The 25,926-nt window shown below is 45.8% G+C and carries 24 protein-coding genes; 9 read left to right on the forward strand and 15 right to left on the reverse strand.

The window, feature by feature from the left end; all coding sequences use genetic code 11:
• Entirely contained in the window at nucleotides 1–960 is a 960-nt protein-coding gene (locus tag AACV12_RS00080) for a WavE lipopolysaccharide synthesis family protein (protein WP_161437790.1), read from the reverse strand.
• A gap of 16 nt (nucleotides 961–976) precedes the next feature.
• On the reverse strand, nucleotides 977–1,669 hold the full coding sequence (locus tag AACV12_RS00085; protein ID WP_170901181.1) for a 3-deoxy-D-manno-octulosonic acid kinase: 693 nt from the start codon (nucleotides 1,667–1,669) through the stop codon (nucleotides 977–979).
• A 115-nt stretch (nucleotides 1,670–1,784) separates the two neighbouring features.
• Between AACV12_RS00085 and AACV12_RS00090 the strand changes: the two genes are divergently transcribed.
• Together AACV12_RS00090 and AACV12_RS00095 are read left to right on the forward strand one after the other, a co-directional pair.
• Nucleotides 1,785–2,855 carry a glycosyltransferase family 9 protein gene (locus tag AACV12_RS00090; protein WP_170901183.1) on the forward strand — a complete coding sequence of 357 codons (1,071 nt, stop codon included), beginning with the start codon at nucleotides 1,785–1,787 and terminating at the stop codon, nucleotides 2,853–2,855.
• Nucleotides 2,852–3,637 (forward strand): glycosyltransferase family 2 protein, encoded by a 786-nt coding sequence (locus tag AACV12_RS00095; protein WP_170901185.1) that lies wholly within the window; start codon nucleotides 2,852–2,854, stop codon nucleotides 3,635–3,637. The genes AACV12_RS00090 and AACV12_RS00095 overlap by 4 nt, the downstream gene beginning before the upstream one ends.
• Here the strand turns inward: AACV12_RS00095 and AACV12_RS00100 are convergent.
• Nucleotides 3,606–4,640 (reverse strand): glycosyltransferase family 9 protein, encoded by a 1,035-nt coding sequence (locus AACV12_RS00100; protein ID WP_170901187.1) that lies wholly within the window; start codon nucleotides 4,638–4,640, stop codon nucleotides 3,606–3,608. The two genes, AACV12_RS00095 and AACV12_RS00100, sit on opposite strands and share 32 nt — an antisense overlap.
• Before the next feature lie 123 nt (nucleotides 4,641–4,763).
• On the opposite strand from AACV12_RS00100, the gene coaD reads away from it, so the two are divergent.
• On the forward strand, nucleotides 4,764–5,255 hold the full coding sequence (coaD, locus tag AACV12_RS00105; RefSeq protein WP_026028196.1) for a pantetheine-phosphate adenylyltransferase: 492 nt from the start codon (nucleotides 4,764–4,766) through the stop codon (nucleotides 5,253–5,255).
• Between the two features lie 15 nt (nucleotides 5,256–5,270).
• Here coaD and mutM read toward each other — a convergent pair whose 3' ends face one another.
• The 5 genes from mutM to radC form a co-directional block, all read right to left on the reverse strand.
• Nucleotides 5,271–6,080 (reverse strand): bifunctional DNA-formamidopyrimidine glycosylase/DNA-(apurinic or apyrimidinic site) lyase, encoded by an 810-nt coding sequence (mutM, locus tag AACV12_RS00110; protein WP_170901190.1) that lies wholly within the window; start codon nucleotides 6,078–6,080, stop codon nucleotides 5,271–5,273.
• A gap of 63 nt (nucleotides 6,081–6,143) precedes the next feature.
• Nucleotides 6,144–6,611, reverse strand: a complete 468-nt coding sequence (locus AACV12_RS00115) for a hypothetical protein (RefSeq protein WP_013855728.1) — start codon at nucleotides 6,609–6,611, stop codon at nucleotides 6,144–6,146.
• A gap of 135 nt (nucleotides 6,612–6,746) precedes the next feature.
• Nucleotides 6,747–6,914, reverse strand: a complete 168-nt coding sequence (gene rpmG, locus AACV12_RS00120; protein ID WP_010318992.1) for a 50S ribosomal protein L33 — start codon at nucleotides 6,912–6,914, stop codon at nucleotides 6,747–6,749.
• Nucleotides 6,915–6,927: 13 nt separating this feature from the next.
• Nucleotides 6,928–7,164: a 50S ribosomal protein L28 gene (gene rpmB / locus AACV12_RS00125; RefSeq protein WP_004397476.1), complete on the reverse strand. Its 237-nt coding sequence runs from the start codon at nucleotides 7,162–7,164 to the stop codon at nucleotides 6,928–6,930.
• Between the two features lie 277 nt (nucleotides 7,165–7,441).
• On the reverse strand, nucleotides 7,442–8,116 hold the full coding sequence (radC, locus tag AACV12_RS00130) for a RadC family protein (RefSeq protein WP_010318993.1): 675 nt from the start codon (nucleotides 8,114–8,116) through the stop codon (nucleotides 7,442–7,444).
• A 221-nt stretch (nucleotides 8,117–8,337) separates the two neighbouring features.
• On the opposite strand from radC, the gene coaBC reads away from it, so the two are divergent.
• From coaBC to lpxM, 4 genes are all read left to right on the forward strand, one after another.
• On the forward strand, nucleotides 8,338–9,552 hold the full coding sequence (gene coaBC, locus AACV12_RS00135) for a bifunctional phosphopantothenoylcysteine decarboxylase/phosphopantothenate--cysteine ligase CoaBC (protein WP_069573315.1): 1,215 nt from the start codon (nucleotides 8,338–8,340) through the stop codon (nucleotides 9,550–9,552).
• Nucleotides 9,553–9,760: 208 nt separating this feature from the next.
• The gene (gene slmA / locus AACV12_RS00140; RefSeq protein WP_013855724.1) at nucleotides 9,761–10,351 is read left to right on the forward strand and encodes a nucleoid occlusion factor SlmA; all 591 of its coding nucleotides are present in this window, start codon (nucleotides 9,761–9,763) and stop codon (nucleotides 10,349–10,351) included.
• Between the two features lie 56 nt (nucleotides 10,352–10,407).
• On the forward strand, nucleotides 10,408–11,355 hold the full coding sequence (lpxL, locus tag AACV12_RS00145) for an LpxL/LpxP family Kdo(2)-lipid IV(A) lauroyl/palmitoleoyl acyltransferase (RefSeq protein ID WP_017048263.1): 948 nt from the start codon (nucleotides 10,408–10,410) through the stop codon (nucleotides 11,353–11,355).
• 22 nt (nucleotides 11,356–11,377) lie between these two features.
• The gene (gene lpxM, locus AACV12_RS00150; protein ID WP_029189937.1) at nucleotides 11,378–12,355 is read left to right on the forward strand and encodes a lauroyl-Kdo(2)-lipid IV(A) myristoyltransferase; all 978 of its coding nucleotides are present in this window, start codon (nucleotides 11,378–11,380) and stop codon (nucleotides 12,353–12,355) included.
• 101 nt (nucleotides 12,356–12,456) lie between these two features.
• Here lpxM and pyrE read toward each other — a convergent pair whose 3' ends face one another.
• Together pyrE and rph are read right to left on the reverse strand one after the other, a co-directional pair.
• Nucleotides 12,457–13,098 (reverse strand): orotate phosphoribosyltransferase, encoded by a 642-nt coding sequence (gene pyrE, locus AACV12_RS00155; protein ID WP_170901192.1) that lies wholly within the window; start codon nucleotides 13,096–13,098, stop codon nucleotides 12,457–12,459.
• Nucleotides 13,099–13,528: 430 nt separating this feature from the next.
• A complete protein-coding gene (rph, locus tag AACV12_RS00160) occupies nucleotides 13,529–14,245 on the reverse strand; it encodes a ribonuclease PH (protein ID WP_017042236.1) in 717 nt (238 codons plus the stop codon).
• A gap of 178 nt (nucleotides 14,246–14,423) precedes the next feature.
• Between rph and AACV12_RS00165 the strand changes: the two genes are divergently transcribed.
• On the forward strand, nucleotides 14,424–15,290 hold the full coding sequence (locus AACV12_RS00165; RefSeq protein ID WP_013855720.1) for a YicC/YloC family endoribonuclease: 867 nt from the start codon (nucleotides 14,424–14,426) through the stop codon (nucleotides 15,288–15,290).
• A gap of 105 nt (nucleotides 15,291–15,395) precedes the next feature.
• Here the strand turns inward: AACV12_RS00165 and AACV12_RS00170 are convergent, their stop codons facing one another.
• The gene (locus AACV12_RS00170; RefSeq protein WP_170901195.1) at nucleotides 15,396–18,284 is read right to left on the reverse strand and encodes an Ig-like domain-containing protein; all 2,889 of its coding nucleotides are present in this window, start codon (nucleotides 18,282–18,284) and stop codon (nucleotides 15,396–15,398) included.
• A 337-nt stretch (nucleotides 18,285–18,621) separates the two neighbouring features.
• The gene (locus tag AACV12_RS00175; protein ID WP_170901197.1) at nucleotides 18,622–21,414 is read right to left on the reverse strand and encodes a M16 family metallopeptidase; all 2,793 of its coding nucleotides are present in this window, start codon (nucleotides 21,412–21,414) and stop codon (nucleotides 18,622–18,624) included.
• A gap of 288 nt (nucleotides 21,415–21,702) precedes the next feature.
• Between AACV12_RS00175 and AACV12_RS00180 the strand changes: the two genes are divergently transcribed.
• Nucleotides 21,703–22,191: a TIGR00645 family protein gene (locus AACV12_RS00180; protein ID WP_017045929.1), complete on the forward strand. Its 489-nt coding sequence runs from the start codon at nucleotides 21,703–21,705 to the stop codon at nucleotides 22,189–22,191.
• Between the two features lie 66 nt (nucleotides 22,192–22,257).
• On the opposite strand, the gene fhuB is transcribed toward AACV12_RS00180, so the two are convergent.
• Genes fhuB through AACV12_RS00195 form a run of 3 tightly spaced genes read right to left on the reverse strand, consistent with a single transcriptional unit; the run spans nucleotide 22,258 to nucleotide 25,924 of the window.
• A complete protein-coding gene (fhuB, locus tag AACV12_RS00185) occupies nucleotides 22,258–24,225 on the reverse strand; it encodes a Fe(3+)-hydroxamate ABC transporter permease FhuB (RefSeq protein ID WP_170901199.1) in 1,968 nt (655 codons plus the stop codon).
• Entirely contained in the window at nucleotides 24,222–25,148 is a 927-nt protein-coding gene (locus AACV12_RS00190) for an iron-siderophore ABC transporter substrate-binding protein (RefSeq protein ID WP_094133967.1), read from the reverse strand. Before AACV12_RS00190 ends, fhuB begins: the two co-directional genes overlap by 4 nt.
• Nucleotides 25,139–25,924, reverse strand: a complete 786-nt coding sequence (locus AACV12_RS00195) for an ABC transporter ATP-binding protein (protein WP_170901201.1) — start codon at nucleotides 25,922–25,924, stop codon at nucleotides 25,139–25,141. The genes AACV12_RS00190 and AACV12_RS00195 overlap by 10 nt, the downstream gene beginning before the upstream one ends.
• Nucleotides 25,925–25,926: the final 2 nt, after the last annotated feature.

The raw sequence follows: 25,926 nt of genomic DNA on the forward strand, positions 1-25,926 counted from the left end.
TCACTCTCTGACTTTAATAACAATAGGGGTTAACATTTTCCTTAATTTGAGTCTAACTCCTTTTTTCAAAGTCTTAATCATGAATGAAAAATACCAAAAAAATTTAAATTTCAATGGAGTACTTTTAGTTTTTAAAAATTCTTTTTCATATAACCACTTCCATCTTTGAAACGTAATAAAATCGTAGGGATAGCCATTTGACTGTTGAAGGCGTTTTGGTACCTCTAATCCAAGTTCATCTCCGTCAACAATGATAAGATTATTGATCATAAAATTATATGACTGTTGCCGCGCAAAATGGTCACCATGTTCATCTGTTAATTCATCAGGATATAGCTTCCTTGCGGCATGGCTCCAAATCTTCTGTTCTACATTGACGCTATCATTTGGATAATGTTTGTGCTGTTTTTTACCACTCAACGCTGATTGGAAATCATAATCACTATACATATGACAATCCCATACTTTAAGTAGATCTTCCACCTCACCAAATTGGAAAAAATCAGAGAAGAAAAAAGGTACATGTAACCCCCTCTCAAACTCCTTCGCAAAATAATTAGAACAAACAAGCCGATTATTCAGTATTGCATAATTATCTCTGCGTAAAGGGAATTGCTCAAACAGTTCTAACATCCTTGTTTTGTTTAATATATTGTCAGCTCTCAATTTCGCAGCAAATTTAGTTTTAACATGACGTAATCCAGAAACAGTTGACACAATTTGCCTATTTATATTGATAGGTATAGGATCGTTTTGTTTGCTATACACAAATACCGTAGAACCTGGATCTTTGTTATAAATAATGAGATCAGCTTCAATATCTTGTGTATTTTCTCCTTCCCAAGTGGATATGATAATTTGGCAGCCGGGGAAAATTGATCGTAAACGTTGAACAGATATTGAGGTAATAGACGGAGCAATAGGTCCTTGAATAACGAATGTAATCTGCTCGAATAGCATATTTTTACTCTTCATTTTAGCACTTAGAAATAATGTGAAAAGCTTCAGGAATCCAATGAATCCCTCGCTTACGGAATTCTTTCTCAAACGATCGCTTCAATCTATCTAAATTTCCTTTCTTCCAGCTCTCGCCTTGTTGCTGGCAACACTTATCAAAATCAATAATCCATACCTTCTCTTGGTCATCAATCAAGATGTTATGGATATTGAGATCGGTGTGATTGACTTGCGCATCATGCATTTTGCGAATTTCTAGGCCGATTTTCTCATACATTTCAGTCGGTAATGGACGTTCTTGTAAAATAGACACCAGATCGCGGGCGTTCGGGATTTTTTCGCTGAGTAAATCTGCCTGATAACAAAAAGTGCGCTTTACTGCTCGCGCTGCAATCGGGCGTGGAACATTTACCCCAGACTCTCTCAGAGTATTGAGCAATTCGAATTCTTGGAAGCTGCGCGTTTTCTTCCAACCGGAAAAAAAGTAGTGATCACTTACTAACTTACCAAACAATCCACCACGCTTATAGTGGCGTAGTGCCGCTTCTATTTTTTCCGCTTTTACAAACCATGTTGTACCGCGCCCAGTTGCACTACCTGTGACGCTACCAGCCTGCTGCCAAAACTCAGGGTTAAAACAGCGGAGCGGATCTTCAACTAGTAAATGCTCGTCATACCAAATTGTTTGATTCTCTTTTTTCAGCGTTTTCATCGTTTCACTTTTTAATGACGAGATTGAATATGCTTCATCGTGCTTGTTTGGCATTTTACATTTATCAGCGCTGTCTGCATAATTCTTACTAACTTTCTCTATATCGATGTCACTTATGGCTCTTTTTTCTTCTGCTCCACGCTCTATTTGTGTGTTGCGTCTGTCGGCGATTGGCGATGTGTGCAATGCAGTGGCCGCCGTGCAAGCAATTCAACACCAATGGCCTGAAACTCATATCACGTGGATCACTGGAAAACTGGAAGCGCAGTTACTCACTGATTTGCCTAATATAAACGTGGTTATATTCGACAAAAAACAGGGATGGAAAGCATATCAAAAACTGTGGGCAGAACTTAAAGGGCAATCCTTCGATGCGCTTTTGCATATGCAGTATGCCTTTCGTGCCAGTATTGCCACTCTGGGTATTAAAGCTAAATATAAACTCGGTTTTGATGCCGCCCGCAGCCAAGATTTCCAGCACCTATTTACCAATGTAAAAGTGATATCGCCTCAAGCACCTCATGTATTAGATGGCTTACTCGCGTTTGCAAAGTGCCTTGGAATCAAAGAACTAGAACCTAAGTGGTCACTCACTTATTCAGATTCCGATCATCAATGGGCCAAGCAGCAACTTGCACATTCAAAGCGTAATTTAGTCGTAGTTCCTGCCGCGAGTAAGGCTTATAAAAATTGGACCGCTGAAGGCTATGTAGAAGTGATAACGCATGCTCAACAACTTGGTTGGCATATCATTTTAGCCGGTAGCCCTGCGCAAATTGAAGTTGATCTAGCAGCCGAAATAGCGAGTAAACTTACTCAGCCGGTACTCAATGTCGTTGGTAAAAGCCAGCTTAAAGAGATGTTGGCACTGCTCGACTTAGCCGATTTAGTGATAGCGCCAGATACAGGCCCAGCGCACATGGCCAATGCAATGAATACTCCCGTTATCGGTTTATACGCTCACCATAATCCGCAGCGCACAGGGCCTTATCAGTATCGTGATTATGTAGTGTCGGCTTATGATGAAGCACTGTTTGCCGAAACAGGAAAAACGAAAGAGCAAGTCAGTTGGCGTACTCGCGTCAAAGATGAACAAGCGATGCAGCGCATTCAAGCAAGCCATGTTATCCAAATGTTTGATAAGATAACGGCTGATTTTCAGCTAAACCCAATATCCGAGGAATGAATGTGAGCAAACCTACTTTAGCCGTTGCGCTGATCGTTAAAAATGAAGCGCAACATCTGCAAGCTTGCTTGGAAACCGTTCACCAATGGGTAGATGAAATCGTCGTCTTAGATTCAGGTAGCAGTGATAATACCGAAGAGATTGCACGCCGTTATACTGACAAGTTTTTTGTCAATTCGCAGTGGCTTGGGTTTGGCCCACAGCGCCGCTTAGCGCAGTCGTATGTCGAGTCTGATTATGTGTTGTGGCTAGATGCCGATGAACGCGTGACCAAAGAGTTAAAAGATAGCATTCAGCAAGCGGTCGCAGCTAATAAACCCAATACACTGTATCAATTTGCCCGTTTAAGTTGGGTTTTTGGCCGCTATATTCGCCACTGCGGTTGGTATCCTGATCGCGTGTTGCGCCTCTACCCAACTCAATTAACGCAATATAACGAGGCTTTGGTGCATGAAAAAGTCGAAGCCGCAGATGGCATGAAAGTCGAGAATCTTGCAGGTGATGCGATTCACTACACCTATAACGATATTCATCATTATTTAGTTAAATCCGCAGGTTATGCCAAGGCATGGGCAGAGCAACGAGAAAAACGTGGTAAGAAAAGCAGCATTAGCCAAGGTATTTTGCATGCGTTTGGCTGCTTTTTGAAAATGTACGTTTTAAAAGCAGGCTTTTTAGATGGTAAGCAAGGCTTCTTGCTTTCTTTATTATCGGCGCACTCAACCTTTGTTAAATACGCCGATTTATGGGTTAGAACCAGTACTGAGCCGCCCAAGGGTTAAGTTCAGCTAACACCGCATTAATATCAATGCGGCTCATATCGGCCTGAGTTTCTTTGTCTTTTGCTTGTGGTGGACAAAAAGCGATATGGCGACCTTGTGAATTCAATGGTCGCCAACGCAGTGGCGTGGCTGAACGTTTGGCGGGGAAAAAGCCAACTGTGGGCACATCAATCGCAGCGGCAATATGCAAAGGCCCGGTTGAACCTGCGATAAAAATATCAGCACAAGCAATCGAGCGTGAGAAATCAACAAGCCCTTCATTTTTATCATACAGTGCCGCTCGCCCGCCCTTTTCTTCAATTAAAGCTTTTAACTGCGCGGCTTTCGCCTCTTCTCCCGGCCCGGCGGTGAGGATAATTTCTTGCTTGTTATCAATCCCCATAACTAACTGCGTGTATTGCTCTAGCGACAAATTATTCGCTGAGCCGCCGCTTCCGGCATGAACAAACACCCACGGTTTACTTGTATCGAGATGAAGTTGCGTAGCCAGTTTGCTTTTTTGTTCAACAAGCATCGCTTGGTCAAATTGCAGATAAGGTGCGCTCGGCTCGACAACCTCTTTGCCAATATCATGCAAAAAAGCGCGTACCAAATCTAAGTTATACTCATATTCTGGTTTGGCTGATTGAGAGCGTTTTTGCTTAATTCGTTTGTTGTAAAAAATTTGAGCGAATTTAGTCGCCGGCGCTAAACGATAAGGAATACGAGATTTCCAAACTAATAGTGCATTGTAAGTGGTCGAGAAGAGGTTGATCGAGGCATCAAAGTGTTGCTGTTTAATCGCTTGAATACATTGCTTTTTCTGCGCAGAGGACGCGTTTCCCGTTGGGTCGACCATCACCGCATCAATCCACGGGCAAAGCTCGGCCAGCGCGACGGTATAGCTGGGGACTAGCGCGGTAATATGGCAATCTGGCAACGAGGCTTTTAGCATCGCAAAACTTGGCCAAGCCAGCATGAAATCACCAATTTTATCGTTACGGATCACCAACAACTTGTTCATCGTCTCTTCTCTCACTTGCTAAGTGTCACAGTTTAGTGCGGGCTACATCATACCGAGTTCAATAGGTAATTTTGAGTCTTTTTGTTAATATCAGTGCCAGTTAACCAATATGAGCCTTCCAATGTGAGCCAAAAAAGAATTTCGCGTGTGATTTATCCCGGCACTTTTGACCCCATCACCAATGGTCATTTGGATCTGATCGAACGCGCCGCCAATATGTTTGATGAAGTGATCATCGCTGTCGCCGCCAGCCCAAGCAAAAACACCATGTTTACTCTGCAAGAACGGGTCGCCTTTGCCAGCGCAGTCACTCAACATTTAGAGAATGTCACTGCCAAAGGATTTGCTGGGTTAATGGTCGATTTTGCGCGTGATGAAAAAGCCAATGTGCTGATCCGCGGTTTGCGTACTACGGTTGACTTCGAGTATGAATTTGGTTTGACCAACATGTACCGTCGTTTGATGCCTGGGCTGGAAAGTGTGTTTCTTACGCCATCAGAGGAGCATGCGTTTATCTCCTCCACCATTGTGCGAGAAGTGGCGATTCATGGTGGAGAAGTTGATCAATTTGTTCCTGACATTGTCGCTAACGCCTTGCATGGCAAGAAAATATAGCCTTTAGGACGTACCTTATTTTTGGCAAGCAGAGCAGAAAAAGGTGTTACGCTGACCAATTTTCAGCGCTTCAATCGCTTGCCCACACGCTGGGCAAGGCTGCTGCGCTTTGCCATACACATTAAGCTCTTGAGCAAAATAGCCCGGTTTGCCATCCGCTTGTGCAAAATCTTTCAAGGTTGTGCCACCTTGTTGAATCGCCGTTGCTAAGACTGATTTAATTTCTCGCACGAGGCAATTCCACTCAGGCAGTGTCAGCGAATGAGCGGGCCGAGTGGGGAGAATTCGCGCATTAAACAGTGATTCACTCGCGTAGATATTGCCTACGCCAACCACCACTTTATTTTCCATAATAAATTGCTTAACGGCGATACGTTTGCTGTTCGCTTTTTGCGCAATGTAATCTGCATCAAAATCATCGGTTAATGGCTCAGGACCGATATTACTCAACACCGAGTGGCTTTCTCCTTGTTCGCACCATAGCCAAGCGCCAAATCGACGTGGATCGTGGTAGCGCAGCACCTTGCCATTGGTTAATCGCAGATCAACGTGATCATGCTTGCCTGCCGGAAAATCACACTCCAATACTCGCAATGAACCTGACATTCCCAAATGAACAATCGCGCTGCCAATATCGGTCTCTATCAATAAATATTTGGCCCGGCGGGCAATATTGCGGATCACTTGCCCTTCTAACTGTTTCAGCTCTTGAGGGATGGCCCAACGTAATTTGGGCGTGCGAAATGTCAGTTGCTGGATCGTTTGCCCAACTAGATGCGGGCTAATCCCCATTTTACTTACTTCAACTTCGGGTAACTCAGGCATGATACATCTCGATTCTTCATTCGTCGTTCTTGGTTTGTTCAACGCTCAAAGAGAAATAATGACTCAGTTCGGAAAAAGAAAAGCTTCTTCTACCGAAAGTGCCACCCATTTCTCTTGCCAATTTTTCAATAACCAAAACTGGGGGGTTTGGTAGTAGGTGATCCTTTGCGGCTCTTCGCGATCCTGATACCACACCTCCACGGTTTGTGGGTTACGTAGTAGAGATGCAAGCGACTCGTAAGTGGCATCATCAACTTCAGTACCAACTAAACTCTGCCAGCGTTGTGCCAATATTTCAGGAGCAACTGAAATTGCTTTGCTTGATCGCCAACGATTCTGATTCAGTTCAAGTGACCAGTCAGTAAAATGCAGTGCTTGCAGCTGTGCATTTGGATTAATCACATAAGGATAAGGGCTAGCAGGCGGTTCAATAAGATAAGTTTTGATGACTGTGGGTAAATTCAAAATGGCAATAAAAGCAATAACAGCCAAGATAAGAATATTATTCCAACGGCGGCGATTGATACGCATAAGTGATCCCTAAGAGTTTATCTTTGAGTAACTTAGCACATTATAGTGAGAGCTGACATTGCAGGGTACAAATTCCAGACAATAAAAAACCCAGCCAAAGCTGGGTCTTTCAATGCTTACAAAGCGTAAAATCAATTACTTGATTTTGCCTTCTTTGTAAAGAACGTGCTGGCGAACTACTGGATCAAATTTCTTGATCTCAAATTTGCCTGGCATGTTGCGTTTGTTCTTGTCAGTTGTGTAGAAGTGACCAGTACCTGCAGAAGATATTAGTCGAATTTTCTCACGAATGCCTTTAGCCATTGCTCAATTCCTCTTAAACGTTTTCGCCACGTGCACGGATATCAACAAGAACAGCATCAATGCCTTTCTTATCAATGATACGCATGCCTTTAGCAGTTAGACGTAGTTTAACAAAACGTTTTTCGCTCTCTACCCAGAAACGATGAGTTTGTAGGTTCGGCAGAAAACGACGCTTAGTAGCATTTCGTGCGTGTGAACGGTTGTTACCCGTTATTGGACGCTTACCAGTTACTTGGCATACTCGGGACATGAATGTCTTCTCCAAATCGTTTCAGCTCGATATCAACCTTGGTGGCCGAACCTCGTTCTCGATGTATTAAGAAGTTTGAGGTTAAAAACCGTTATGGAAAATCCATACAAGGCTATCAAAGGTCGCGTATTATACTAACTTGACATGCATTGCTCAAGACCCGAACAGATCCTTTTTACGGATTTGGCGATCTTTTTTTAAGCAGAGCTGATTTAGGTTGATAATTTAGTGCGCGAATCATACCAGAATAATCTTAAGTCACAACCTAAAATGTGATTCAAATCCACCCTCTTTCTGCAAAAGAAATTACCTCGCCATCGCCCACCACAAAATGGTCCAAAATACGGATGTCCACTAACGCTAGTGCATCGGTTAATCGACGTGTGATTCTGCGATCGGCTTGGCTAGGCTCAGCAACGCCTGACGGATGATTATGGGCCAATATTAATGCCGCTGCATTATGGTGGAGTGCTCTTTTAACCACCTCACGAGGGTAAACGCTGGCCGCGTCAATCGTCCCCTCAAACAGCACTTCATCGCTGATCACTCGGTGTTGATTATCCAAAAACAGAATATAGAAGGCTTCTCGATGGCGATCGCGTAGCACACTCGATAAATAAAGCTTGGTTTGCTCTGGGCTAGTCAAAGCGCCACCTCGTTTGAGCGTTTCGGCCAAATAGCGCTGCGTCATTTCAAGCACCGCCTGCAATTGAACGTATTTGGCTTCGCCCAACCCTTTATGGCGGCAAAACTCTTGCTGGTTGGCCGAAAAAAGCGCTCGAAGTGATCCAAACTCGCGCAGCAGCAGATCCGAGAGAGCGAGCACATTCATTCCTTGAGTGCCAGTACGAAGAAAAATCGCCAGCAGTTCAGCATCAGATAATGCCTGAGGACCGCGAGCAAGCAATTTTTCGCGTGGCATTGATTCTGTGGGCAGTGATTTGAGGCTCATTAAGCACTCCTAGGGTCTAAGATACCCAGACAACATAGAGAAATAGCCAAGCCTGCAACTTTGCTTCTCTTTATTTAGGCTTGATTCATGGTTTTTTGTAATTGATAAGTGATGAAAGACGCAGAAACACTCGTCCAATATGAAAGGATTGAGCGGATCATAAGGTCACTCGATGCGAGAGTTGTGCTAACATAATGCGCAGAATTTTTGAGGAAAAGACAATGCAAACACTGGCAGGAAAAAAGATTCTGCTCGGCATTAGCGGCGGTATTGCTGCGTATAAATGTGCTGAGCTAACGCGTCGCTTGATTGAACGAGGCGCTCAAGTACAAGTGGTGATGACCCACGCTGCAAAAGAGTTTATAACGCCACTGACCATGCAAGCCGTCTCTGGCAGGCCAGTTTCAGATAGCTTATTAGACCCAGCCGCCGAAGCGTCTATGGGCCATATTGAACTTGCCAAATGGGCAGACTTAGTCCTACTGGCTCCCGCGACAGCGGATCTCATCGCGCGCGTCGCCGCAGGGATGGGTAATGATTTACTCACCACTTTGATTTTAGCCACCAATGCGCCAGTGGCCGTCTCGCCGGCAATGAATCAGCAGATGTATCGCAATATCGCCACACAAGAGAATATTGCCACGCTTAAACGTCGAAGCATGATGATTTGGGGCCCTGCAGCTGGTGAACAGGCGTGTGGCGATGTTGGCCCAGGCCGCATGCTTGAGCCAATGCAATTGGTTGAGCGCTGCGAGTTTTTTTTCCAAACAGAGGTGGCAAACAACACACTGCTCGCCGGTAAGTCACTGTTGATTAGCGCAGGCCCAACCCGTGAAGCACTCGATCCAGTCCGCTATATCAGTAACCACAGTTCAGGCAAAATGGGGTATGCGATTGCGCAGGCCGCCGCTCAATTGGGCGCGAAAGTGACTCTGATCAGTGGCCCGGTCAATTTGCTCACACCGCCACAAGTACAACGTATTGATGTGGAAAGTGCCTGCGATATGCATCAGCAAGTGATGGCGCAAGCGCAATCACATGATGTGTTCATCAGTTGCGCCGCCGTAGCCGACTATCGCCCTGAGATCGTCGCCGATCAAAAGATCAAAAAAACCGATGCGAGCGATCACATGCTCATCACCATGGTCAAAAATCCCGACATCGTCGCCAGCGTAGCTGCACTGAAAGAAAACCGCCCGTTCACGGTAGGCTTTGCGGCTGAAACGCAGCAAGTTGAAAAATATGCCCGCGCTAAACTGCTCAACAAAAAACTGGATATGATCTGCGCCAATGATGTTTCTGTTGCAGGCCAAGGCTTTAATAGTAACGACAATGCGCTGACCGTTTATTGGCAAGGTGGAGAGCAAGCATTACCTTTGAGTTCAAAATCTGCATTAGCTCACGCGCTGATGCAACTGATCGCGAGTCAACTGTAGGCTACAAACAGACGTTCTAAGCTTCTTTTAGGGTTCATAGCGTTTATTGGGTGGTAAAATCACCACCCAGTTCAATCATTTTCATTTTTACGCTACGCAGTCCGAAAACTGTCCGTTAAACTACTGCGCTTAATGGACAATACCCAAACCATCTGAAGGGTATAAATATTTGCTCACAAGCATGTGGTAACTAAAAGGAAATCGAGTCATGGCCGTCAATAAGAAAATCAATCGTCGTGAAGAGATTCTACAAGCACTCGCTGAAATGCTGGAATCTAACGATGGCGCATCACGCATCACCACAGCAAAGCTAGCCAAACAAGTGGGCGTTTCTGAAGCGGCTTTGTACCGTCATTTTCCGAGTAAAGCACGGATGTTTGAAGGCTTGATTGAGTTTATTGAAGAGTCTTTAATGTCGCGGATTAATCGCATTTTGGATGAAGAGAAAGATACACTCAACCGCATCCGCTTAGTGCTACAGCTTATCTTGGCTTTTTCGGAACGTAACCCGGGCTTGACACGAATTTTATCCGGCCATGCTCTAATGTTTGAAAATGAGCGACTGCGTGAACGGATCAACCAACTGTTCGAACGCATAGAAACGTCACTACGCCAGATCCTTCGCGAACGTAAACTGCGTGAAGGTAAATCCTTCCCCGTCGACGAAAGCATTTTAGCCGCTCAACTGCTTGGCCAAGTGGAAGGAAGCCTAAATCGCTTTGTGCGATCTGACTTTAAATACCAACCGACGGCAAATTTTGAAGAGTATTGGGCATTATTAAGCGCTCAGATTCAGTAAAAACAAACCACCACCGTCGTGACAAAGAATCATCATCAGTGAAAGAATCAAGAGTAATGAGCAAAGAAAAATACGGTAAACCTGAGTTTTCCCTCTCGCTACTGCACCCTAAATATTGGGGCGTGTGGCTTAGCTTTGGGCTACTCGCTTTAGTGGTCAACCTGCTTCCTTATTCTGCGTTACTAAAAATAGGACGCAGCATGGGCGCGTTTGGAATGCGCTTTGCTAACAAGCGAGTACACATTGCCACGCGTAATCTACAGCTATCTTTTCCAGAGAAAAGTGCAGGTGAGATTGAGCATATTGTTAACGAAAACTTTAAAAACACTGGCATGGCACTGATAGAAACCGGAATTACTTGGTTTTGGCCGACTTGGCGTTTTGCTCGCCTACTTGATGTGAAAGATGTCAGCGCCCTTTTGCAACTCAAACAAGAAAAACGTGGCGCACTGCTGTGTTGCGTACATGCGTTAAATTTAGAAATTACGGCACGTGCTTTTGGTGTAATAGGCCTTGAAGGCTATGGCGTTTACCGCCCACACAGCAACCCTGCGTATGAATTTATCCAATACCGTGGTCGCACACGCAATGGCAATAAACTTATCTACCGCACCGACATTAAACAGATGATCCGCGTACTCAAACAGGGCGAGCGCCTATTTTATCTACCCGATCAAGATTACGGCCATAACAAATCGGTGTTTGTTCCCTTCTTTGCGGTCAAAGAAGCGTGTACCACCACAGGCACCAGTATTCTGGCTTATACTAGCCAATGTGCGATTGTCCCTGGTTCAGGGTTTCGAAACGCCAACGGAAAATATGAAATCATCGCCGATAAAACCATTGATGGCGACTATCCAAAAGATGACATGACCGCCGCCGCCGCTTACATGAATAAATACGTTGAAGAAGTGATTCTACGCGCACCAGAACAGTGGATGTGGCTGCATAAGCGTTTTAAATCTTTGCCAGATGAAACGTTAACTAACTCTCGCTATTTATAACTAGAAAAAGGTTTTGCTTTCAATGAGCAACAACGAAAACAGCACAGACAAACACTTGCACAACCCCACATTCCAATGGTCTTTTTTACACCCAAAACATTGGGGAACTTGGATTGGGATCTTCTTTGCCGCTCTGTTCGCCTTTATGCCACCCGTATGGCGAGATAGGCTAGCACGCAAATTATCCACCTTTGCGGTACGTAAAAACGGCCGTGTTGTACGCCGCACGCGAGTGAATCTGGAAAAATGCTTTCCTGAAAAATCCCCGCAAGAACGCCAGGCTATTTTGGAAGAAACCTTTGTCAAAGCAGCACAATACATGCTCGGTTATTCGGAGTTTTTGGTTCGTTCCACAAAACACAATCAGCAACGCGGCATCATGATTGGTGAAGAGAACTTATTGCCATTGTTAGATGCTGGCGAGAACGTGATTATCCTCGCTCCTCACGCTTGGGCGGTCGATTACCCTGCGGTAATGCTTGCTGCAAAAGGCTATAAAGTAACCACCATCATGAAGCCACAGCGCAATCCTATCGGTGATTGGTTAATGCACGTCCAACGCATGCAATATGGCGGGCGTATTTTTGCGCGTGATGCAGGGGTAAAACCGTTTGTACGTTCAATTAAAGATGGATACTTAGGCTACTGGCTGCCCGATGAAGACTTTGGCCCGGCCAACTCGGTCTTTGTTCCATTCTTTGGCACTGAAAAAGCCACGTTAAAAGGTTTTGGTAAAATGGCGCGCCTATCAAAGGCGAAAGTCGTGCCAATTTTGCCTGCTTATAACGATAAAACCTGTAAGTACGAAGTGCATATTTTGCCTGCATTAGAAAACTTTCCAACGGGCGATGAAGAGCAAGATGCACGCGCTATGAATAAGGCGATTGAAGATTTAGTCACACCACGCCCAGAACAGTACATGTGGAATTTATCACTGTTGAAAACGCAGCGTGATGGCTCGGAAATTTACGATAACTCGCACCATGGCGATCAAAGTTAATCGCTAGAATGACTAAACTAATAGCAAACAAGCCCCGAGCGACAAACTCGGGGCTTTTACTTTTCAATAAGTGGCTCTACGATTCGCAAATAAGTTGATGCTTAAATTCCGTACTGCGCACGATACGCTTTTACCGCCTCAAGGTGCTTAGCATCTGCCCCTTTCTCTTCAAGGTAAGTAACCAGATCGGTCAGGCTAACAATTGAGATGATCGTGCAACCAAAATCACGCTCGACTTCTTGAATTGCAGAAAGCTCTCCTTTGCCTTTTTCTTGGCGGTCAATTGCTACCAAAACACCAGCAAGATCCGCACCGTTAGCTTGAATGATTTCCATCGACTCACGAATGGCAGTACCAGCTGTAATGACATCATCCACCAGCATAATGCGCCCTTCTAATGCGCTACCGACCAAGTTACCGCCCTCACCGTGGTCTTTCGCTTCTTTACGGTTAAAGCAATACGGCGTATCAACATCATGATGATCAGCCAACGCTACTGCAGTTGTAGTCGCAATTGGGATCCCTTTGTACGCAGGTCCAAATAGCACATCAAACTCAATCCCAGAATCGACCAAAGCAGCGGCATAAAAACGCCCTAAGCGCGCTAAATCACGGCCAGTATTAAACAAGCCAGCGTTAAAGAAATAAGGGCTTTTTCGGCCAGACTTCAAAGTAAACTCGCCAAACTTCAAGACTTCTTTTTCTAGTGCAAATTCAATAAATTCACGCTGGTATGCTTTCATGATTTTCTCTCTCTTAACTCATACACTTTGGTTTATTTCGCTTTCTCAACAAGAACAACCCCCTCCTAGCCTCCCCCTAAAAGGGGGAGGTACTAAAGTGGTGCTCACCTCCCCCGAAAAAGGAGAGGTACTAAGATGGTGCTCGCCTCCCCGAAAAAAGAGAGGTACTAAGATGGTGCTCGCCTCCCCGAAAAAAGAGAGGTACTAAGATAATGCTCGCCTCCCCTAAAAGGAGAGGTACTAAGATAATGCTTGCCTCCCCTAAAAGGGGAGGTACTAAGATGATGAATTCCCTCCCCTCAAGGGCAATATTAGGAACACTTCCTTTATTCCCTCTCCTTATAGGGGAGGGTTAGGGTGGGGTCATCACGTACAACAATACAATGAATAAAACGGGCAAAAAAATAGCCCCCAACTGGGAGCTACTTGATCAATCTAATAACGATGCTTTCTGCGCTTCAACAATATCAGCGATACCTTTCTTGGCAACGGCCAGTAAATCCATCAGCTCTTCATGGCTAAACGGTTCACCCTCTGCGGTGCCTTGAATTTCAATCATCTTACCGTTTTCAGTCATCACCACATTCATATCGGTATCAGCGGCAGAATCTTCCACGTATTCCAAATCACATAAAATGTTTTCACCCAAGATGCCAACTGAGACAGCAGCAACATGGCCTTTCATTGGATTCTTCTTCAATTTACCGCTAGCAACCAGATGAGCAAACGCATCCGCCAGTGCCACACTTGCGCCCGTAATTGATGCAGTGCGAGTACCGCCATCCGCTTGAATAACGTCGCAGTCAACCGTGATCATCACCTCTGGCATTGCCTCTAAATCCACCACAGCACGTAAGCTGCGAGCGATGAGACGTTGGATCTCCATGGTGCGGCCACCTTGTTTACCGTTGGTCGCTTCACGACGAGTCCGTGAATGGGTTGCACGTGGCAGCATGCCGTATTCGGCAGTAACCCAACCTTTACCCTGACCTTTCAACCAGCGAGGAACACCCTCTTCGACAGTGGCATTACACAATACTTTGGTATTACCAAATTCCACCAATACTGACCCTTCAGCATAAGCAGTGTAGTTGCGAGTGATTTTAATTGGGCGAATTTGATCGGCCGCGCGGTCATTTGGACGCATAGTGCATCTACCTTTTATCGGGTGAGACGGAATCGATTGGGGCGAGATTATAGCGGATTAGCCGCCTTGACGCTAGGTTGGTCACCCTTTGCATTGGCGTGAACCTAGTACACGCGTGAAGCTAGTGCTAACATACCTCTCGTTTGATATTTCATCTTCGTGAGCAAAGGACAAATCAATGATTTACAGCATGACCGCGTACGCGCGTAAAGAAGTTAAAGGTGATTGGGGTACCGCGGTATGGGAAATTCGCTCGGTAAACCAACGTTATCTTGAAACCTACTTCCGCCTGCCGGAACAATTTCGTGGTCTTGAGCCTGTACTGCGTGAACGCTTTCGCCAACGTTTAGCGCGCGGCAAAGTAGAATGTCACTTACGTTATGAAGCAAACCCTGCGGCTAAAAGTGAGCTGAATATCAATGAAGCACTCGCCAATCAAGTGATTAAAGCCGCCAACCAAGTAATGCACATGACGGGCGAGTTAAGCCGCATTAATCCATTTCAAATCATGCAGTGGCCCGGCGTAATGGAAACGCCAGAACAAGACATGGACAGCATTAATAAAGCCTTATTAGCAGGCTTTGATGACGCAATCATTGAATTCATTGACGCACGTGGCCGTGAAGGTGACAACATGAAGGCGTTAATCGAACAACGCCTGACGGCGATCAGTGAAGAAGTGGTAAAAGTGCGCGCACGCATGCCAGAAATCCTGCAATGGCAACGTGAACGTCTATTGACTAAGTTTGAAGAAGCAAAGATTGAGCTTGATGCAACGCGCGTCGAGCAAGAGCTGATTTTACTTGCACAAAAGTCAGACGTTGCCGAAGAGTTAGACCGCCTCGATTCGCATGTCAAAGAAGCACGTAATGTGCTCAAAAAAGGCGGCTCATGCGGCCGTAAGCTCGATTTCATGATGCAAGAATTTAACCGCGAATCGAACACGTTAGCCTCGAAATCAATCAGCACCGACATCACGGCCTCCGGCGTCGAACTTAAGGTTCTGATTGAGCAAATGAGAGAGCAGATCCAAAACATCGAATAGTTTTTCAGCTTCGGCGATTCAGATTAAGTTGATGACGATGGATAAAAACACGGAAGGCACCATGGCCTTCCGTTATCTAATTAACTCACAAAGTAACCATGCAGGCTACTTACTGACACTGATCATTTCGTTGAAGTACTCGACTTGCTGTTCCATGCTCAGACTTTGATTATTTGAACCCAACGCCCAGATAAAGAAACCACCGTAACCATTCTCTTTTTGCCACTTGGCACGGTTGAGGTTGTTTTCACGGCTCTCCACAAAATTGCCGTTTGGCCCCCACTGGCTATTGATCGTATTGCCCAAAACAATTTTCGACTTATCTCCAATGTATTGAGCGTAATTGGCCATCGCGACATCGTAGAGGAAGTTTTGGCCGGCGTCATAGGTCATGACGTTGAAGAAATCGAAATCGTTCTTGGTTGCTTGTAACAGATCGATCACTTCACCATGGTGAGACGAGCGACCTGATGGCTCAACGTAAGAACAATTTTCAAACACACTTGAATCCATGCATGCCACAGGATCAGCACCGACATGGTATGTGGTCAGCGACAACACTTTATTGTCTCCCACTTTTTGGCGTATCAGCTTAATCAATGCGGTTAGGTCTTGGTTCTCTTTATCGGTAATGCGCGCTGCTTTCTCGAAGTCGAAGTCAAGACCATCGATTTGCACATAACCCGCTAATTGGTACTTGCTGTAATCACATTGGCCATCACCACCCGTCGCAAGGCAGTCACCCACTACCTCTTCTGGTTTTAGGTTCTTCTTATAGACAGGGAAGGGTTTGTTGACCAATTCAACTAGGCCATTGGCCACCGCCTCCCGATTTGCATCGCTACCAATCGCAGACCAAATACTTTCATAAGTTTGACCACCAAACGCGACCATCATGGTGACATTGCTATTATCGTGTTTTAAGGTTGACCACGCTAAGTACTGAGATGGCATCCAATCTGGGTTGTAACTTGGTGGGGTTACCATGTCATCAGAAATCGTAATGTTGCCGCTAGCATCCCATTTACCGAACGATAATAAATAACCGTCACCTTCAGAATTAAACAGTTTTTCATAATCGTTTAATCCCCAAGAAGTGAGATAACTAATGGCACGGTCTGGGTTATCGGCAAGGCCACCACCACCGGTACTCTCTTTCACTGTAATATTGGATGGGGCTGACATTTGCTCTTGATTGGCACTGTTGAGCGCCTTTGCGTAAATAGCGTAGTTGCCTGCTTGCGCTCCAATCCACTCATATTCATAAGGTGCTTCGGTGTCTTGATTCAGTACCTTGCCGTTGGCAATAAACGTCACGGACGTCACCTCGCCTTCATAGCTCTTAGCATCCGCTTTGATTGAGATCGCTCGGCCTTCAAAGAAACTTGAACCGTCTACAGGGGCAGAGAGTGACACCAGCAGATCTTTATCAGTAATGGCAATCGAAATCGGTGCAGTTTGAGCACTTGCACCTTGATCGTCATACGCGGCAACCGTGAGTGTGTATTGTCCTTCAACTTGAGCAGGCACAGTGATGGTATAGAGATCGCCCGAAGAAGAGGTGGATGTTGCAACGACTTCGCCATTCAATTGAACATCGACACGCGCCACTTGGGTATCGTCGCTCGCCTCAACGACCACCTCAAATGGCTGATTGGGTGCTATTTTTTGTCCATTTTCTGGCGATTGAACATGCACTTCAGGAACAGGGTTAGGATCGCACTCACCAACGTCATTCCATGCATCTTTCCATGCATCTGGATAATTTGGATGCCCAGTACCCGGTGTCCATACTGGGTTACCACACCAACCTGCGATTTTACATGCGTAGATATGGCCAATATTGGTTACCTCATCTCCCACTTGATAGCTCACGCCATCTTGGTACTGAGCAACGTCACCGCAACTACCACTCACATCAGTAACCGTAATCGTCAGATTTTTTTGTGTTACATGCCGTTCATCATCTTGCGCTTCAACACGTAATGCAGCGCTTCCGGCCGTTTGAGGGGTCCAGTCACAAGAGAACACTTGCTCTGTTTTGGCATCGATACTGCAAACTTCGGTGTCATTAGCAAAAAATTTAACGGTAGCCAGATCATTATCAGCATCGGTCACTTCAGCAGAGATCGTCAAACTTGTGCCTTGTGGGTGGGATGATCCCGCTTCTGGGGAAATGAACTCAACGACCGGAGGATTAGGCGCCGTCGATTCTGACTCGACAGAAACAGGCACGCTTTGCTCAGAGAGCTTATCGCCTTCCTCATTGAACGCGATAACTGAAATGGAAGCGGCTCCTATTTCTTTCGGTTGCCACACTTGCTGATACTCGGTGACACCTTGCTTCAATGGTTGTTGAGCAATTTTGTCTTGGTTAGCCCAAAACTCAAGCTTACCGGCACTCTCACCATCAATACGAGCCATAATGCTAACGTCTGTGCCCGTGTATACCACTGAATTTGGCGCTGGAGAGAGAATATCTAGCGAAAAATCGGGCGGTGGTGTGATGCCCCCTTCCATTTTCACAATAACAGAATCTTCAAAAGCACTCAGGTTTTCCAATGAACCAGCAAAAGCTATCGTCAAGGAGAGTGATTCTGAGGAATTCAGAACGCTGTCAACCCAAGCACCTTCAGGGAATTTAAGCGCCACTGAATGGAGAATACCGCCCGCTTGAGCAGTATGAGATAGACTCCACGTAGGATGAGATAGCGCCGATGATTGCCAACCTATATCGTTAATCGCAATGGGTAATACAAATTCGATGACCGCATCGCGCATATCCGCTGACTCTGCTCCTGTATTTTTAATCGCTAAGGTGTAAGTGCTCCACCACTGCCCCTCTGACTCAGCTACCGCATCCGCGCTAAACTCAACAGCAATAGCCTGAGATATTGGGTTTAGCAATAGACCCGAAAAAAGCATGGTTAGGCCTAAGACCCGGTAATAGTTTTTGTCGGCCATTGAGACTGGCGTGTTTTTTTGATTAAACATTATTTTATACCCTCATATTAAATTTATAATATTCAGTATATTTATTAGCACCACCGTTAATAATTAACATCAACAATTTTCGTTTAAAATAATTTTTGGAATGACAATCAATATTTATTTAAAATCTAAATAATCGGCATGAATGCATTAAATTATATTGATTACATTTTAAGATAAATTAAAAACATGAAAAAACCTGATTTTTTATTCTAATTAAATGTAAAAACAAATATTATATTATCTATGTTTAAATAAGTGACATTAATCCAAGAAAAATATAACAAAGTGATAAGTTTCATCATAAAAATGAGCCCCCAATAGGAGGCTCATTTTATTTTTAGATTGCAGAGGTAGTGCTGGGTAATATCTTAACACTCAGTCGTTTGTCTGCTTGTAAATATTGATTAGCAACATGACGCAGATCATTCGTACTCACCTGATTGATGGCGTGACGAACCTCCTGCCAACGACTATAGCGATGCGGATAAGTTTGAGTTAACGATGCGACATCAAGCCAAAATACATTCTTTTCTGGCAGGCTATCTAACCATTGTAGAAGCGGTTGTTTCGCTCGTTGCAACATATCAGCATCAATGCCATGATCAGCTTTCACTCGAGACAATACCGCATCGAAACTCTCTTCCACTAATTTAAGTTGCGTTGTGTCTGTCACACTGAACAGCCCCAAATAACCAAATCCTGTGGGAAGAAAATCATTGCTGCTAAATGGGTAAGGTGAGTAACTCGCGCCAGCCTTTTCTCTCACTTCTTCCGTCAACAAAATACTGAGAACCTCTTCAAGCAGCATCAGTTTTGCGTAGTGTTCGGCATTCACCTTATCAGTCGTTGGCCACAGCCAAGCCAATGCCGCGGCATTGGCTGAACCTTGATGCTCAACAATATGTGATGCAGGCACTGGTGGAAACTCAACGCGCTCAACTTGCAGCTCTTTTTCTGGATGACGCGGCAAAGCGCCCAGTGTTTTAGCAACCGATCGAATCGTTTTCTCTTCGTCAAGATCACCCACAATGGCTATTTCTAAAAGGCCTTTATCTACCGCCGAGGCAAACACTGGAACTAATTCTGAAAAATGACGCTTTAACAGTTCCTCGTCATGGCTACGAAATCGTGGGTCGTCAGGGTGCAATAATTCAGGTAACACCGTCCAAAATGCCTCTTCTGGCGTCGTGTTCTGGCTGTTACTCGCTGCCAGTACTCGTTGACGAAATTGGTTCATCCCCTCTTCTCGCCAGCCCGGGCTCGTTAAAAATGCCGTTTGCAGTGCTAACTGTTGGTCAAGCGACGCTTGATTGGTGAAATCCTGACTCGCAAAACCAAGCGTTCCGACATTGAACCCCGTCGTCACATTGGCAGCAGAAAAGAGATGAATTAACTGCTGAAACGAATGCTGCTCTAACCCACCAGCAACAAAGCCATCATTAAACAGTGCCTGAATGCCCTCTTTTCTAGGTAACGGATATTCGCCAAAACCTAATGCAAGATTGAGGTAGATGACGTTTTTCTCTAACTCAGTTGGCTTGATGTTGAGCTTAACGCCATTGGCAAATTTCAACATCCGAATCCCCGTTTCGGGATCTCGCTTGTCGTGAACGAGCGTGCCCGCCTCACCAAATTCACGGTAGGCAAATGCCTCGACCGATGATATTTGATAAGGCTCTACTGGCTGTTTTTGGCTTTGTTCATATACATCGAGTAGCGTTTGATTGATTTTCTCAACCTTGTATGGCCCAGAAAGATAAATCCACGGCTTACCTTGCCAACGTTCTGTAAGCAGGTCGTGCAATCGAGCGGCGGTGATTTGAGGTTGATAAGCTTCAAAAAGAGCAAGCGCGAACGTCGGTTCAATCGGGACAAATTGCTGAGCATCACTTGTCACTAGGCCTTGCGCAATCGAAAAACTATGCAAAGTATCGCTACTTGCTGCTCTTTGCTGATAATCAGCATGTATTGCCTTGATCGCTTGATCAATTTCGTTCTGATTAAAGCCGTATCGAATCGCTTGTCGCACCGTCTGTTCAAGTAATGTCAGCCCATGCCGCCACTGCTCGGGCAAGGTTACCAGTGACAATTCCATCCGTGATGCGATACCGAAATCTTGTTCAATATGAACAAAAGCATTCGTTATCCCCTCTTGGTCTATCAGATGGGGAAGTAACCGTTGGTAGAGTAAGTTCGACAATATTGATTCAAGGATCATTTCATGGCGACTTTCAACGCTATCTGCTTGTCGCTCTTGTGGTGCAATCACACCAAGCGAAATTTGGGTCGGCAAACGAGCATCAAAGAAAGCATCAGCTTGCAAGTGTGTCCTTACTGCAGGCAACATCAAATGGTCAGCCCGTAGCGGTACTGCATCCCGGTGAGGTACCCAGTTAGAAAAAAGTCGTTTGATCTGCTCTTCGGCCTGAGCAACATCAAGGTCTCCCACCACAATGATTGTGGTGCGCTCTGGCGTGTAAAAGCGTTGATAGAGTGAACGTAACTGCTCTGAGCTAGCATGTTTTACTACATCGAGATCACCAATTGGCAAACGTTTTGACAAAGGGCTCCTCGGATATAAGAAGCTCAGCTGTTGACGATAATTCTCAACATCAGCGGAATTTCTCTCTTTCCATTCCGCCACAACAACCGGTTTTTCTTGCTCCAACGCCTTTGGCTCAAGCTTAAGGCGATCCGCAATCTCTCTCATAAGCCACAAACCAGTTGCTACTTTTTGTGAGTCTCCTTGAGCAATATTGAACTCATACACGGTTTGATTGAATTGAGTCACCGCATTGGTATCGGATCCAAAACTTAATCCTAAGCGTTCAAGTTGGCGAATCATCTCCCCTTCGGCTACAGAGTCCGAACCTTTAAACGCCATGTGTTCTAAAAGATGCATCAAGCCTTGTTCTTGATCTGACTCAACTAAAGAACCACCCGCAATGCGCATACGCATAATGACAGCATGAGCAGGAGTCGTGTTATGGACTAATTGGTACCTTAAGCCGTTTTCAAGCTGACCTTCGTGAATGCGATGACTTTTAGGTAACTCCGTCGATAGCGAACTGGCCGATATGACAAGCAGCAATAATAAGCTCAATGGGTGAAAAAATAGAATATTACGCAAATTAAGATTCTCAGTATGTATGGGACGACACTCATTCGAATTGAGCGCTTATTATCACCCATTTATTGAACTTATAAATACATCAAGACAATTCCATACAAAACCGTACAATATTTTCAACATCATGCCATAGTGATCAAACGCGTATCACACCCCCTTGAATATCAGCTTAGCTGGCTTATATTGCTCTACAAAAACTTTGTGCAATAACGTAGCCAAATCACAAGAAAACACAGTATTATCACCCCTTATTCCACATACTTCGTGGAGATCATAAACGGAATAATTATGGAAAATATCGTCGAAAAACTACTCTATTCAGCGCGCTGGATTATGGCTCCTATCTATTTGGGGTTAAGTTTAGTGCTGCTGGCATTAGGCATTAAATTTTTCCAAGAAGTGTTTCATCTGCTACCTAACATCTTGAGCACCGATGAAGTCAGCCTGATTTTAGTGACACTTTCTTTGATTGATATTTCATTGGTTGGTGGGTTGATTGTGATGGTAATGTTTTCAGGCTATGAGAATTTTGTCTCTAAAATTGATATCGCCGAAGAGGATGATAAGCTCGGCTGGCTCGGAAAATTAGACACAGGATCGTTGAAAAATAAGGTTTCGGCATCGATTGTCGCCATCTCCTCAATTCATTTGCTGAAAGTCTTCATGAACACTGAAAATATCGACAGTGAAAAAATCAAGTGGTACTTACTGCTGCACATTACCTTTGTCTTATCGGCCTTTGCGATGGGTTATTTAGATAAAATCACCAAAAAATAGCCGCAAGCCCTGTATTCACAGGGCTATTCGTTAACACTATCGATGCCAATGGTAAATAGACTGAGCTTATTTTGAACGATTGACCAACAGTAACAGCAAGAAATAGCTCCCACCGAGAATCGCCACCAGCGTGCCAGCCGCAATTTGCATCGGATAAACGATCACCTGTCCGAACCAATCTGCCCACAACATTAATGATGCACCGACTAAACTTGCCACCAGCAGTTGGGTTTTACTTTGCTGTGCGCCTAGCATCATCGCCATGTGTGGCGCAATCAAACCCACAAACGACACTGGCCCCATCGTCGCCGTCACCAGCGCACATAACAGCGCCACAATGGTCAATAAAATCAAACTGGTGCTTTGCGCATTAACGCCGCGCGCACTGGCAAAACGACGACCAATGGAGATTAAAGTCAGCCAACGCGACAGCGCGATGGCGGCTGCGGCCAGCAACAGCACCAAAACAGCCAGCAACAGCGCTTGGTCAGGCGTAACGCGATAGGTTGAGCCTGCTAACCACTGTAAAATTCGATAACTGTCTTCTGACCCTTTAGCCAAGCAAAATTGCACTAAGGATTCAAGTAATGCGGTGATGGCTATCCCGGTTAAAATCAAACTCGACGCGGCGTATTGATGGCGCTTACCCAGCACAACTAATGCCGCCAACACCAGCAAACTACCCAACAACGCTGTCACCCAATGAGCGGCTAACAAGCTTTGACCTAAAAAGAGATTGGCAAACACCAACGCAAACGTCGCCCCTGACGAGACCCCTAAAATATCTGGGCTGGCTAACGGGTTGTATATCAAACGTTGCAAAATGCTACCTGCTAGGGCAAGACCAATACCGGCACACAATGCGGTAAGCATGCGCGGCCAGCGTAATGACCACTGATAGCTGCTTGGCAGTGCCAATTGCCAACTGAGTTCGTTCATTTGAAACAACGTATGCAACCCAAGTCCTGCCAGCATCATTAACAACAACCCCAATAGTGCGACACGGCTTAATGATGCGCGCGACTGAGGCAGTGAGATAGTCAAGGTATCTTGCGCCTTGAGCTGACGGCGACTAAACCAGATCAATGCGGGCGCGCCAATCGCCGCGGCTGTGATACCGCTGGCGATGACTTGCGTAGTCCATAGGCTCAACCACATTGCGAGCATATCGGTTAATAAAAGCAGTAACGCGCCAAGCAGTAAGCTCGAATAGAGCTCTTGTTTGGGCGTTCTTGCCCCCATAGCACGGGCGATGTTTGGCGTGAGTAGCCCGATAAAACTGATGACGCCCACCGCTGTAATCGAGGCTGAAACCAACCAAATCCCGAGCACCATTAAGATTAAAAATGCAGGAATGACAGGCAGACCACGAGCCGCAGCACCTTGATGACCTAAACGCAATAACGTCAGAACCCTTGGCGCAAACAGTAAAATCAATAAGGAGACCGATAACCGCGGCAGCAACCACTGCACCCAATCCCAGCCATTTTGCGCCAGATCGCCCGCGCCCCACATGAAGGCGTTTTTGGCGTATTGTTCATTGAGTAGAATCAGTGCCGTCGCAATCGCGCCAAGTAGCAGGTTCACCACCATGCCTGCCACAATCAACGGCAAGCCCGTCATGTTACGCACGCCCGCAATCACCACGATCAACGCAAATGCGAGCAAAGCACCACTCATTGCCGCCAACGCGCTGTAACTGGCAACTAGGCTTGGAAAACCAATGTTGAGAATAATCAGCGCCAGCCAAGCTCCAGATGAGGTGCCCAGCGTCAATGGTGAAGTGAGGTTATTCTGCGTCAGTTGTTGCATCACACTGCCGACCAAACCTAACATCGCGCCCACCAGCAACGTCATCACCAAACGGGGCAATTGACCATATAGGAAATTGAACTCCGCAAAAGAGCTCGCTTCACGTTGCGCCCACAACAGTTGCCATTGCGTGACTAGATCAACGCCATTGCCAATTTGCACACTGAGCATCGCCGCAAGCAGCAGCGCACTACTCAGTACGAGAAACAGTTTTCCGTTCATGACTTAGGCGCAACCTCAAGCAAACTGCGTGTCAGCGCTTCTGCAATGTATTGTAGTGACATCGCGCCGCCGTAGTTCCAGACACTCTCAACCGAGTTCACTCGCGCTTGACGCACAAACGGCATCGCTTGCCAAAGCATTGATTTTTCTAGCTGTGCTTGCTGGGCAAATGGCAAGAAATAGAGCACATAACCTTGCTCAACATACTGCAGATCCGTTAACCGATGTTGCACAATCCCCCACTCTTTGGCGGGCTGAGGCAGCGCTTCATGCAAGCCCAATTGCTTCAACACATAATGAGTGGTGGAGTTTTCACCGTAAAGGAACACCGAGGTTGGATTAGCAAAACGCATCGCCACCACCGCGGGTGTTTGATGAGAAAATGCGATGTCAATTTGTGCTCTTAACTGCGCAAAACGTTCCGTCATTGTGGTCAGTTTTTGCTCGGCGAGCGCTTGCTTGTCAAAGAGCTGCGCTAATTGGCGAAAATGGTCAATCGCGACTGCGCCACTGTTATCATTGGCTTGAAAATTAGAGAAATAGAGCACCGGAGCAATGCGCTCTAACGGTGTGATTAAATCTTGCTGCGGCGCAGCAGCGAGAATGAGATCTGGTTTCAGTGCAGCAATTTTTTCCAAATTGGGTTCAACACGCGTGCCGATATCTTCTACCCCTTGCGGCACTTGCGGTTTGACAACCCAATCTTGATAACTGGCAAGCTCTGGCGCGCCAACGGGTGTGATACCCAGTTCAATCACTTGCTCAAGTAAATCCCAATTGAGCACCACCACACGTTGTGGCCGCTGCTGTAGAGTTTGCTCTCCGCGGCTGTCGTGTACGGTCAATGGCGCGCTAAAAGCGACACTCGAAAAAACAGAGAGTAAGCCAGCAACCAGCCAGCGCTTTACAAGGTTTAAGCACATACAATCGCGACCTTATGCGTGTGAGAATCTGAATTGGACATTGGGTGATCCAGCAGTTGGATCGGCGTTTGATAAAGCGCCGATAAACGTGCTTCATCGGCCAATAAAGAGGCATCGCCTTCAAAAGCAACCTTGCCCTGCTTGAGCGCGACAATGTGGGTCGCGTAACGTAGCGCAAGGTTCAGATCATGCAAAATGACGATAATTCCGTAGCCTTGTGTCTGGTTTAATTGCGCAAGCAGAGCCATTAACTGATATTGGTGCTGCACATCTAACGCTGAAGTTGGCTCATCTAAAATCAGCACCGGAGACTGCTGCGCCAACAGCATCGCCACCCAAGCGCGTTGCCTTTCACCACCAGACAATTCATCGGCCAAGGTATAGGCAAATTCAGTGACGCCGGTTTGGGCGATCGCTTGATCGATGATCACTTCATCCTGATTTTGCCAGCGACCAAAAGGACCACGCCACGGAAAACGCCCAAGGCGCACTAACTCTCGTACCGTTAACCCCGCTGAAGTTGGCAATTTTTGTGGCAAAAACGCCACCGCTTTAGCCAGCGCTCTGGCGCTGAGCTCGGCAATCGGCTGCTGGTTAAGTAACACGTCGCCACGGTCAGGTGCTTGCTGACCAGAAATCAAACTCACCAGCGTGGATTTACCAGAGCCATTATGGCCGAGTACCACAGTTAACTCTGTGGTGGGAATATTCAGTGATTCAATGGATAAAATGCTTCGTCCACCGCGTACCACTTGAACATTTGATAAGGTAAACATCA

The sequence above is a fragment of the Vibrio sp. 2-2(8) genome, from assembly GCF_963888495.1.
Lineage (GTDB): Bacteria > Pseudomonadota > Gammaproteobacteria > Enterobacterales > Vibrionaceae > Vibrio > Vibrio anguillarum.

Coding starts and splice junctions, on each gene's coding strand:
- AACV12_RS00080 (WP_161437790.1), bottom strand. CDS start 960: ATGCTATTCGAGCAGATTACATTCGTTATTCAAGGACCTATTGCTCCG.
- AACV12_RS00085 (WP_170901181.1), bottom strand. CDS start 1,669: ATGAAAACGCTGAAAAAAGAGAATCAAACAATTTGGTATGACGAGCAT.
- AACV12_RS00090 (WP_170901183.1), top strand. CDS start 1,785: ATGGCTCTTTTTTCTTCTGCTCCACGCTCTATTTGTGTGTTGCGTCTG.
- AACV12_RS00095 (WP_170901185.1), top strand. CDS start 2,852: ATGAATGTGAGCAAACCTACTTTAGCCGTTGCGCTGATCGTTAAAAAT.
- AACV12_RS00100 (WP_170901187.1), bottom strand. CDS start 4,640: ATGAACAAGTTGTTGGTGATCCGTAACGATAAAATTGGTGATTTCATG.
- mutM (WP_170901190.1), bottom strand. CDS start 6,080: ATGCCTGAGTTACCCGAAGTTGAAGTAAGTAAAATGGGGATTAGCCCG.
- AACV12_RS00115 (WP_013855728.1), bottom strand. CDS start 6,611: ATGCGTATCAATCGCCGCCGTTGGAATAATATTCTTATCTTGGCTGTT.
- rpmG (WP_010318992.1), bottom strand. CDS start 6,914: ATGGCTAAAGGCATTCGTGAGAAAATTCGACTAATATCTTCTGCAGGT.
- rpmB (WP_004397476.1), bottom strand. CDS start 7,164: ATGTCCCGAGTATGCCAAGTAACTGGTAAGCGTCCAATAACGGGTAAC.
- radC (WP_010318993.1), bottom strand. CDS start 8,116: ATGAGCCTCAAATCACTGCCCACAGAATCAATGCCACGCGAAAAATTG.
- coaBC (WP_069573315.1), top strand. CDS start 8,338: ATGCAAACACTGGCAGGAAAAAAGATTCTGCTCGGCATTAGCGGCGGT.
- slmA (WP_013855724.1), top strand. CDS start 9,761: ATGGCCGTCAATAAGAAAATCAATCGTCGTGAAGAGATTCTACAAGCA.
- lpxL (WP_017048263.1), top strand. CDS start 10,408: ATGAGCAAAGAAAAATACGGTAAACCTGAGTTTTCCCTCTCGCTACTG.
- lpxM (WP_029189937.1), top strand. CDS start 11,378: ATGAGCAACAACGAAAACAGCACAGACAAACACTTGCACAACCCCACA.
- pyrE (WP_170901192.1), bottom strand. CDS start 13,098: ATGAAAGCATACCAGCGTGAATTTATTGAATTTGCACTAGAAAAAGAA.
- rph (WP_017042236.1), bottom strand. CDS start 14,245: ATGCGTCCAAATGACCGCGCGGCCGATCAAATTCGCCCAATTAAAATC.
- AACV12_RS00165 (WP_013855720.1), top strand. CDS start 14,424: ATGATTTACAGCATGACCGCGTACGCGCGTAAAGAAGTTAAAGGTGAT.
- AACV12_RS00170 (WP_170901195.1), bottom strand. CDS start 18,284: ATGTTTAATCAAAAAAACACGCCAGTCTCAATGGCCGACAAAAACTAT.
- AACV12_RS00180 (WP_017045929.1), top strand. CDS start 21,703: ATGGAAAATATCGTCGAAAAACTACTCTATTCAGCGCGCTGGATTATG.
- fhuB (WP_170901199.1), bottom strand. CDS start 24,225: ATGAACGGAAAACTGTTTCTCGTACTGAGTAGTGCGCTGCTGCTTGCG.
- AACV12_RS00190 (WP_094133967.1), bottom strand. CDS start 25,148: ATGTGCTTAAACCTTGTAAAGCGCTGGCTGGTTGCTGGCTTACTCTCT.
- AACV12_RS00195 (WP_170901201.1), bottom strand. CDS start 25,924: ATGTTTACCTTATCAAATGTTCAAGTGGTACGCGGTGGACGAAGCATT.